We start from the raw sequence: 9,416 nt of genomic DNA on the forward strand, positions 1-9,416 counted from the left end.
GATAATTACAACAAAGACTTTTTACATAAATTTTTCCATTTAATTTATAATGAAAAAGCTAAGAAAAATAATATAAAGCATACAATTATAAAAATTTCACACTAACTGAGTAAAGGTATGTATAGCACATACCTTTTTATGATTAAGGGATATATACATATTAAATTCAATTTTAAGGCAAGTCTGAAAAGAAATCTTTATACTCTGCATTGAATATATGTTTAAGTGCAACTAACACACTTATCCGAATGCCATATGTACCTGTTTCCATCTGAGCATATGCTGATCGAGAAACATCACACCCCATTGTTTGTAATTTTGAAGACACTTGTTCTTGCGATAATCCTGTTTTTTTGCGTAACCTTTTTAATGCACTTCCTATAGTATAATTATATTCTTGATAAAGCCACTGTGACAAGGTCTATCCTCCTTAAGTATTTGTAACTGTAGAATTACATATTTCACTTGATATTAGCATAAATATTAGCTATAATTGTAATTGTAGAATTACAATCGGAGGTGTATATACTTGAATAAGAAAAATATAGTTCTAGCACAATGGTTCATAGAACACCCACATGAATGGGAAATTATATGTGGTATTAGAGAAACAGGACCTCAAAATAATTACAAAGTTATGCGAATGCTTGAAGATGCTGGTTTTTATGAGTTAAGTTATATGATTTCATATAGATTAAATTATCTTCTTAATGAGAAGAATAAAATAGAAATATAATAAATATTACTTAGAAGTATTAAAACTTGTTTAACTAAGGCAAGTCTGAAAAAAAATCTGCATATTCTGCATTAAATATATGTTTAAGTGCAACTAATACACTTATCCGAATGCCATATGTACCTGTTTCCATTTGAGCATACATTGCCCGAGAAACATTGCAGCCCATTGTTTGCAATTTTGAAGATACTTGTTCTTGTGATAATCCTGATTTTCTACGCAATTTTTTCAAGGCACTTCCTATTCTATAATCTTGATAAATCCATTGTGGCATCATTTTTCCTCCTTTAAAACTTGTAATTCTGAAATTACACTTTCCCTTGAGTCTAACAAAAAAACATATAAAAAATGTAATTGTACAATTACATTTCAACTCATATATAAATATATTTTTTGTCTATATAGAAAAATATATGATATTAATATAAAATTATAATTAGAAGGAATATTACATTTTTTTAATGTGTTATTAGATGAACTTAAGATATGATAAAAGAGTTGTAGATAAATTATCTTACTTTAAAAGGAGAATGAAAAATTATGGATGACAAAAACTTAGAAAAGAAAATCAAAAATATAATTCAAGATATGGGTCAAGATATAAGGAGCATGTGGGAACCATTATATGCACTTTCACAAATTTTATGTCCACAAATAGCTGCAATAGCTAACCTTGTTTTCCAGTCGACAAATCAAAGAATTGAGAGTAATAGAAAACTTTTTTTTAAAGAACTAGATAAAAATCCAAGATTAACAGAAGAAATTATAACATCAGATATATTCATAGAGCGTTTTACTATAACACATAAAGCTGTTATGGAAACATATAAAGAGGAAAAGATTAGATGTTTTGCTAAATTTCTAATTGGAAGCTCAAATGACCATTCATTAGATATTGATATATATGAAGAATTATTAAAAAAAATAGTAGAACTTTCTAATAGAGAAATGGCGATATTGTCAAAATTATATACATACGAAAATAAACATCTAGATAAAGAAAATGCCATTAATCCAAATGTTATTTCTAATTATTGGAATAAATTCATAGAAGATATACACAATCAATATTATATTGAAAAAGAAGAAATAGAAGCGATTTTAATCTCAACAAGTAGAACAGGCTGTTATAAAGAATTAACTGGTGCATTTCGTAGTTATTCTGGAGGTTTAGGAACTTTAACACCTATATTTTATAAAATAGTAGAGTATATCAAAGATTATGATACAGTAAATCAATAAAATTATTAAAAAGGAATTATTGATAGATGATAAAGAAATAAACTGAAGGAGATAACAGATGTCTTATATATATGAAATCCAAAATGATTCTGAAAAGGAAATACTAGAAATATATTATAAATTAAATAAGGAAAAGTATGAAGATAAATATAGAAATTTTGATATTTATCAATTACATAGAGATATAATAAGTGAAGATGCTTCTATAAGAATTTGTATGAGGGAAAGAAAGTTAAAGCGAAAAATAGTTTGTATGTTTATAACGATTATAAGTATTTTTATATATTTATTTTTAAGCATTAATGTTTATCATGCTTCTAATTCACCATTAAAATACTTATTTGTTTTTGGTATAGTACTATTTACTTATTTACTGTGCTCAAAGATAAAGGAAATAAATCTAAAATATAAATACTATAATTTAATTGATTTTAGTGCATTAAAGGTATTAGAAGATATAAGAAATACTAAATGTTCAGAAATAAAAAAGGATTTCTTTGAAGAGTTTTAAATAAATACCATATACTCAATAATGTATAATAGATTAAGTAGATAAACATATGTCATATATATAAATTTAATAATGATGAAGATGAAATCCATTTGTACAAGCTTAAAAAATTAAAATTAGAACGTGATTAATAATAATCCACTTGAAAGGCAATATAAACTTACTGACTTTTAAGTGGATTATTTAATTTTTTTCTATCTTCTTAATTCATTACTATCTTTCTAAAATTTGAATTGCTCTTGGTTTATTTGGCTCTCTCTTAATATATCCTTTAGCTTCTAGCTTATTCAAGTTCTCATATACAGATGAAGTTGAACTAAGGCCAACAGAATAGCCAATATCTCTGATAGAAGGTGGATATCCTTTTGTTGATATTTCTTTTTTTATCACATTTAAAATTAGAAGCTGATTGTCTGATAAATCTTTACTCATATATACACATCCCTTTACTTTTGTAAAACATACGTTCGGCTAGAGGGTAAAAATAAGCACTATGCTAATTTTATATATTCCTCATGATCTATCTCACATCCAGAATAACCTTCTGAAGATGGATCTTGATAGCATAATATTTCTTCATTACATATAGCATTATTTAAAATCTTTTTACTAAGTAGTTTAGTATAGCAATTATTTTCATTGTTATACTCCCAGGCTTGAAGAATTTCAATACTTACTCCATCATCTGTTGTATAATCAGTTATATAATATTTTGTCATAAAGTTCACCTCTCATTAATAAAATAATATATTTATTATATTATAACATATAATGGCCCTGTTATTTTGTATTTTAGGAATATTATGAATTACCTTAATTATAATGTCTAAAAATATTATGTTTCAATGTACAAAATAAGTGTTGTAGCATCATTTTATGAGAATGCCATTTTTAAGGTAAAATGCTATAATAAAACTAAATAAATTAATGTTGAAAGGAGTGGCATTATGAAAGAGCATGAATTAGAGCTAGAAATAAGTATCTCAATACCAATTTTAACTGTTATTTTTTATATGGCTACAGTTTCCATTGTACTATTAGGTTTATCTGCTCTAAATAGCTTTAACAACATAAAATCTATACCAATAGATGTACTAGGTTTAACAATTGGGTTTATTGTATTTAATCTCATAAGGAGTTTATTTAAATGTAAATAATATATATTTTAAGGAGATTAAATGCTTATGGAGTCAATAGAATCTAAATCACTAGTATTAATAGAAGTTAAATCAGATATAACTAATAAAATAGATTTATTAATAGAACATAGAATATTAAACAACAGCTCACATCATTTAAACTATGTATTAACAAATCGAAATGGGAAGTTTTATTTTGTACATACTGATTCTGATTTGGTTACTACACTTGATAATTTAATTTGTCCATATTGTTTACAACAACTCACAATAAATCGTACATATGAAAAACAAAATGGTACTATAGTTAGATTTTTTGTAAAACATAAATCTAACAATAAACATAATGAGAACTGTATATTTAAGCAGAAAGTCATTAGTGGCTTTAGTAAAATGGTAAATGATTTTTATAACAGTAAAGAGTTTATCAAAAAAAATATTATTTTTATGCTCAAGAATGAAATACAAAGAGGATTTCAAATATCAATACCAAGTTATTATACAATAGTAATTGAAAATAAAATACCGATTGAGTTTGGCTACATACAACATAAAATAGAAGGAATATATGAATGTGATAGAGAAGAATTTATCTGCAGGTTAAAGACTAATAGAGGTCAGACTTTATTTTGTATGTTAGGTGAAAATGAAATAAATATAAGAAATGAAAATGCTGATATTTGGGATAAGTATAATGCAACAGTAATTGTTTTTAATAAAGATGAACCCTGTATAAATTCTGCCATTGAAGCAAAGATTAATATACATAGTAACTTTTATACAAGATGTTTATATTCTAAAATTCAAAAAGAAGCTTATGAAGCTTATGAAATAGAATGTAGAAATAAAAAAGCTGAGAGTGTAGATACCTATGATTATGAAAAGAATAGATTTAATAGGAAAAGGACGCTGGAAAATGTAGTTGAACATGAGTTAAACAGAGTAAAAGCTAAATTATCAAAAATGGTGGGATTAAGAGAAATCTCTGAGGGTTTATGGATAACTAATGATGGAAAAACTCATAAATTAAAAGGCATTAAAATTATAAAAGGTGATGTGCATTTTGGGTTGACATGCCCTGAAATATGTATAAATTATATAGAACCAATGGGATATAAAGTGGAAAGAATATCAGATTAAACAACCTAATTTATATTTAGAGCCACTTATAAAATTTCCATCCTAGAACATTAAAGCAATAATAAATAATAATAATATCATTTATTATTGCTTTAGATAATTATCTCCATAACATTTTATATACTTCTCTAAAGTCTTCTAAGTTTTCTAAGTATAAAGTTAAATGAGTATAATCTCCAATACTACATAAACTTAAGGAATTTCTATATAAATCTTCATTATCCCAAGATACAATTTTTACAGGAAGATTATTCTCTAACATTTGTTTTAACATAAGAAATCTGCCAATACGACCATTTCCATCCTGGAATGGATGTATTAGTTCAAATCTATAATGAAATTCAGCTATAGAACTCATTGTTATCTCTTTCTGATTATAGTACCATTCAATTAACTCATCAAGCTTTGGTTCTACCTCAAAGGGCTGTGCTATATCTGCATTAGTTCCTATTATCATGTTTGGTATAGTTTTATATATACCAGCCATACTTCTAGAATGTAAAGTTGTATTGAACATTAAGCTTGAATGTAATTTTTTAAAGAAATTATGTGTTGTTTTTTCTCCTAATGAATCAATTATCATATCAAAAACATAGCTGGAATTAACCGTTTCTTGCACATCATCTAAAGTATGTCTTCCTGTAACAACATTCTTATCAAGTAATAAAGCTAATGCTTCAGTAGTAAAAGTACTACCTTCTATCTTATTAGAGTGGTACAGAAAATTATGTTTTAATACACCATATAGTGAATTTTTAATTTCTCTAGTTTCAAGTAATTTATTTAAAAACTGATTGTCCATATTACCACCTCAATCTATACTTTTATTATCAAAGATTACTTACGACTTCTTGTAATCTCTATAGTATATATTTTCATTCTGTCATATTTTAAGAGTTGCTTATAGAAAGAAACTAATAAGAGGTTATAATTATATCACTTCTTATTGTTTTAAATAAAGTATTTCTATAATATTAGTTTTGAACAATCTACCTAAAAACTGACTGTATATATTATTTACATAAAATCATTGCTTCTAGCTATGTTTATAGCAGCATTATAATCTGAATCTAGTTTCAATCCACATTTTGAACATTTAAAATCACTTAAAATATGGTTGCTCTTATGTATATAACCACATTTTGAACATTTTTGACTTGTGAAAGATGGATTAATATATCTTACAATAATGCCCTCTTTGGCAGCTTCATGTTCAATATTTTTTTGAAAGTTAGCATATGTCCACCCATCAAATAGATTTTTACCAAATTCATTAACTTGTAATTTTTCTAAATTTATATACTCACAAAAATTATATTTAGCAAAATCTATTATATGATTAATTATTCTATTAGAATATGTTTCTAGCTCAACTTTTTTATAGAGTTTTACTGTGTTTAATTTATCTGAGTTTTTTAACTCATGAAAATTTATTATCTTTCTTGCTTTAATAAACTTATCACTAGTTCCTATTTTTTTATGAATGCTTATATTGTCATTTAAACAAAGATATGCAATATTTCTCATGCCCAAGTCTACGCCCAATGTTCTTTTTTTAATTGGAATATATTTATCATTTACTTCTGGCATATCAATCAGAAACTCCATAATCAATAAGTTATCCTTTGTGAACCTTAGACAACTGTTAAAAATATTATATTTTTTATTTACTATATTGTTTATAATAAAGTCTAATATGTATGTATTATCTATATCATGATTGAAATTTTCATCTATTCTACTTAAGATATATTTATTACTAACAAATTTATTGTATTTATTTAAGAAGCTTATATTATTTTTAACTTTTACTTTATATCCAAACATATTTTTAATATAAAAGTTATTGTCAATATATTTAAAGATAATTTTTTTAGAGTTAATCATTAAGGGTGTATTTTCATTATATGTTTTAAGTGATTCCTCACCCTTAAGAATTCTATTTAAACTATAGTCTTTATTAAGCTTTTCAATAACTAAATCTGCTGTATCCTCTTGAATAATGTTCATTGTTTTTAAAACATGTTGTAAAGAATCTGACTCAAAATAATTATCTCTAAAATCATCTTTAAGTTTCAATCTATTCTCTTTTAACTTACTTAGCTTGACTAAATTAGTATTAATCTTTTTTTGTTCAAGATTAATCTTTTCTCCATTAGTATCAATTCTTTTTTTAAGGTTCTCTATTTTAGATAAAGTTCTTTTTATTTCTTTTTCAATCTTTACCTCTTCTCCACCAGAGACATTTTCAAGAATTGAATATGAATGCATCAAGGCTAATCCAGTATTTAATGCTTTATTTTGTTTAAAGTTTTCTTTTCTAATAAAGCTATAAAAGGAAGTATCTTTACAAGTAAGATTTAATTGTACTTTACTTATCATTCGTAATATCCTCCAGTATGATATTTGCAAGGTTATTTTCCAACATGTAAATAACTTTATTACAAAATTTATCAGATAATAATTCTTCCTTATCAACTATAGGAGAAAATATTTTATCAACAGTTTGTATATCTAATTTATATTTATTTATCAAGTTATCTTCATTTATATTATAAACATAACCATCGACAAATTCATTTTTTACTATATATTCATGAAAACAAAATCTATCAAGTCTATAAAATAGATAATAGTTGTTTATATTGTATTTTACATATACTTTATATTTTGTTACATAATCTTTTATATCTTTATCAAAATATGTAATATCCTCAATAAATTCACAATGATTTTTATCAAAATCATGGTCATCTAATGAAACTGTAAAACTTGTAGGTATATTTTCTTTATGTATGCAAGTTGGATTAATTAAGGATAATAAGTATTTTTTCTTAGAATAATACTCTTCTTTTTGAAGTCTGTACTTTTCTTCTAATAAATAATCACCATCAATAAACTTTTTTTGATCTTCTTCTTCTCTTTTGTAAATTTTAGCTTTTTTATTTAATGAAAATATAACCATACCCAATATTTCCTCTGTTATAACACCTTTTTCAAGACGATATCTAAATCTTGATGGAGTTTTCATACTTCTTCACATCCTTTTGAACATTTATCATATTAAAATTTAAATAAATATATAAAATATTTTATTTGATGCTATTTAAAAACATCTTATGTTATTGTTTAATTCATTTTCATTCTTTTTAAATGCTATATATATTTAAAAACATCTTATGTTATTGTTTTATTTAACTATAGCATATTTATTCTATAATGCGTTAATATATATTTTGTCAAAATTTGTTTTATATTTTCTCTTATATAATTCTATTGCATTACACATAGAATAAGATTCAATTATGCCATTTTTATTATTGTCTAATTCATTAATAAACTCAAATTTTTGTTTAAATACTTCCTTTACATTATCTTTCTTAAATGTTAATTCATCGCCAAACACATCAAGCGTTATAAAATCTTGTGTTTCTTTTAGAAGTCCAAATTCAAATTCTAATTTAGAATATACATTATTTGGGTCTAAAATTTGAAAGATTCTTTCATAATTTGTTATTTTGTCTAGACTGTATTCTTTATAATTATAGTATCCATACATTTCGTCAAATCCTCCAAAATCATCATAATTAGAGTTATTTTTATTTTCTACATCAACAATTTTTTTTAACATCTTTGAAATTTCTTTTCTTAATACTTGCTTTCTAGCAACATTATAGTCAAGGTTATATGTTATTTGCTTGTCCATTTCTTTTTGCTCTTTTTCTGTTGCATTTTCATACTCATTACTGTCAGTTAATATAAAATAGTTGGGAGATGAATGTATCATCAGATGTTCAGCCCCGTTTATGATTGTATTTTTTCTTACTGTTGCAATATAGTTATATTGCTTACAATAATACTCAAAATCTCTTATTCTTTCGTCTTCTATGGAAATATTATATAATATAGTTCCATCTATTTTTAAAATGTTATCATAATATGGTTTTTCTTTTGCTTCTGCTTCTTTAACCATTTCTAAGTATCTTTTAACTAAATATTCTTTAAAATATAATTCCATTTTTATACCCCCTAGTATCCATATATTTATTTTTTATTTTAAATTTTTCTTTATTGGCTTTTTAATCTAATATTGTATTAAACTCTATATTTAAAGAGTGAACTTCTATTTTATGTTTTAATTAAATTATAACAACTATTAGCAAACTATATATGCAATGAAATAAATTTATTTTCACATTTTTAATTCAAATTTATTTTGACACATTAGATTATTTTTTATATAATTAAAACATAAACATTTAACGTTTATACTTGCAATATACATGTCCAAATTAAACTATGTTAGTTATAAAGGACTAGGCTTAAATTATTGTTTAAATTAAACTATGTTAGTTATAAAGCCTTAAGCTTAAATTATTGTTTAAATTATACTATGTTAGTTATAAAATGCCATGCTTAAATTATAATCATATTGCAAGTTGTTTAAATTATACTAAGTTAGTTTTTGAAAAAGAAGTATAAATAAAATCTTATTTATACTTCTTTTTCAATTTTCATTTTCTTGTATTTAATAATTTAATTTTCATAAACTATATTTTTATTATAAATTACTCTATACCATTTTCCATCCAAATATTTATAGACATTTTTGTCTGCATACCTTCCTTTACTATATTTTACTGCATAA

Annotated in this window: 13 protein-coding genes; 5 read left to right on the top strand and 8 right to left on the bottom strand. The window is 24.1% G+C overall.

Annotated features, from left to right (window positions below; translation table 11 throughout):
* Window positions 1–172: 172 nt before the first annotated feature.
* Entirely contained in the window at window positions 173–418 is a 246-nt protein-coding gene (locus tag KGF39_RS08235) for a helix-turn-helix domain-containing protein (protein ID WP_227821917.1), read from the bottom strand.
* A gap of 111 nt (window positions 419–529) precedes the next feature.
* On the opposite strand from KGF39_RS08235, the gene KGF39_RS08240 reads away from it, so the two are divergent.
* On the top strand, window positions 530–736 hold the full coding sequence (locus tag KGF39_RS08240) for a hypothetical protein (protein WP_227821918.1): 207 nt from the start codon (window positions 530–532) through the stop codon (window positions 734–736).
* A gap of 34 nt (window positions 737–770) precedes the next feature.
* On the opposite strand, the gene KGF39_RS08245 is transcribed toward KGF39_RS08240, so the two are convergent.
* Complete coding sequence (locus tag KGF39_RS08245) at window positions 771–1,010, bottom strand: helix-turn-helix domain-containing protein (protein ID WP_074178672.1); 240 nt, start codon at window positions 1,008–1,010, stop codon at window positions 771–773.
* Window positions 1,011–1,276: 266 nt separating this feature from the next.
* Here KGF39_RS08245 and KGF39_RS08250 point away from each other — a divergent pair, with 266 nt between their 5' ends.
* Both KGF39_RS08250 and KGF39_RS08255 read left to right on the top strand, forming a co-directional pair.
* Window positions 1,277–1,978: a hypothetical protein gene (locus tag KGF39_RS08250; protein WP_227821919.1), complete on the top strand. Its 702-nt coding sequence runs from the start codon at window positions 1,277–1,279 to the stop codon at window positions 1,976–1,978.
* Window positions 1,979–2,036: 58 nt separating this feature from the next.
* Window positions 2,037–2,489 (top strand): hypothetical protein, encoded by a 453-nt coding sequence (locus KGF39_RS08255; protein ID WP_227821920.1) that lies wholly within the window; start codon window positions 2,037–2,039, stop codon window positions 2,487–2,489.
* A gap of 213 nt (window positions 2,490–2,702) precedes the next feature.
* On the opposite strand, the gene KGF39_RS08260 is transcribed toward KGF39_RS08255, so the two are convergent.
* Together KGF39_RS08260 and KGF39_RS08265 are read right to left on the bottom strand one after the other, a co-directional pair.
* Complete coding sequence (locus KGF39_RS08260) at window positions 2,703–2,921, bottom strand: winged helix DNA-binding protein (RefSeq protein WP_074178669.1); 219 nt, start codon at window positions 2,919–2,921, stop codon at window positions 2,703–2,705.
* A gap of 59 nt (window positions 2,922–2,980) precedes the next feature.
* Window positions 2,981–3,208, bottom strand: coding sequence for a hypothetical protein (locus KGF39_RS08265; protein ID WP_074178668.1), 228 nt, complete (start codon window positions 3,206–3,208; stop codon window positions 2,981–2,983).
* A gap of 228 nt (window positions 3,209–3,436) precedes the next feature.
* On the opposite strand from KGF39_RS08265, the gene KGF39_RS08270 reads away from it, so the two are divergent.
* Window positions 3,437–3,646, top strand: coding sequence for a hypothetical protein (locus KGF39_RS08270; protein WP_227821921.1), 210 nt, complete (start codon window positions 3,437–3,439; stop codon window positions 3,644–3,646).
* A gap of 27 nt (window positions 3,647–3,673) precedes the next feature.
* Window positions 3,674–4,768, top strand: a complete 1,095-nt coding sequence (locus KGF39_RS08275; RefSeq protein WP_227821922.1) for a hypothetical protein — start codon at window positions 3,674–3,676, stop codon at window positions 4,766–4,768.
* 100 nt (window positions 4,769–4,868) lie between these two features.
* On the opposite strand, the gene KGF39_RS08280 is transcribed toward KGF39_RS08275, so the two are convergent.
* From KGF39_RS08280 to KGF39_RS08295, 4 genes are all read right to left on the bottom strand, one after another.
* Entirely contained in the window at window positions 4,869–5,570 is a 702-nt protein-coding gene (locus tag KGF39_RS08280; protein WP_227821923.1) for a Fic family protein, read from the bottom strand.
* A 215-nt stretch (window positions 5,571–5,785) separates the two neighbouring features.
* Window positions 5,786–7,150, bottom strand: coding sequence for a transposase (locus KGF39_RS08285; protein WP_227821924.1), 1,365 nt, complete (start codon window positions 7,148–7,150; stop codon window positions 5,786–5,788).
* Window positions 7,140–7,799: a hypothetical protein gene (locus KGF39_RS08290; RefSeq protein WP_227821925.1), complete on the bottom strand. Its 660-nt coding sequence runs from the start codon at window positions 7,797–7,799 to the stop codon at window positions 7,140–7,142. Before KGF39_RS08290 ends, KGF39_RS08285 begins: the two co-directional genes overlap by 11 nt.
* 183 nt (window positions 7,800–7,982) lie before the next feature.
* Window positions 7,983–8,786, bottom strand: a complete 804-nt coding sequence (locus KGF39_RS08295; RefSeq protein WP_074178660.1) for a hypothetical protein — start codon at window positions 8,784–8,786, stop codon at window positions 7,983–7,985.
* Window positions 8,787–9,416: the final 630 nt, after the last annotated feature.

It is taken from the genome of Clostridioides sp. ZZV14-6345 (assembly GCF_020657775.1).
Classification (GTDB): Bacteria; Bacillota; Clostridia; order Peptostreptococcales; family Peptostreptococcaceae; genus Clostridioides; species Clostridioides difficile_D.

Coding starts and splice junctions, on each gene's coding strand:
- KGF39_RS08245 (WP_074178672.1), bottom strand. CDS start 1,010: ATGCCACAATGGATTTATCAAGATTATAGAATAGGAAGTGCCTTGAAA.
- KGF39_RS08250 (WP_227821919.1), top strand. CDS start 1,277: ATGGATGACAAAAACTTAGAAAAGAAAATCAAAAATATAATTCAAGAT.
- KGF39_RS08255 (WP_227821920.1), top strand. CDS start 2,037: ATGTCTTATATATATGAAATCCAAAATGATTCTGAAAAGGAAATACTA.
- KGF39_RS08260 (WP_074178669.1), bottom strand. CDS start 2,921: ATGAGTAAAGATTTATCAGACAATCAGCTTCTAATTTTAAATGTGATA.
- KGF39_RS08265 (WP_074178668.1), bottom strand. CDS start 3,208: ATGACAAAATATTATATAACTGATTATACAACAGATGATGGAGTAAGT.
- KGF39_RS08270 (WP_227821921.1), top strand. CDS start 3,437: ATGAAAGAGCATGAATTAGAGCTAGAAATAAGTATCTCAATACCAATT.
- KGF39_RS08275 (WP_227821922.1), top strand. CDS start 3,674: ATGGAGTCAATAGAATCTAAATCACTAGTATTAATAGAAGTTAAATCA.
- KGF39_RS08280 (WP_227821923.1), bottom strand. CDS start 5,570: ATGGACAATCAGTTTTTAAATAAATTACTTGAAACTAGAGAAATTAAA.
- KGF39_RS08285 (WP_227821924.1), bottom strand. CDS start 7,150: ATGATAAGTAAAGTACAATTAAATCTTACTTGTAAAGATACTTCCTTT.
- KGF39_RS08290 (WP_227821925.1), bottom strand. CDS start 7,799: ATGAAAACTCCATCAAGATTTAGATATCGTCTTGAAAAAGGTGTTATA.
- KGF39_RS08295 (WP_074178660.1), bottom strand. CDS start 8,786: ATGGAATTATATTTTAAAGAATATTTAGTTAAAAGATACTTAGAAATG.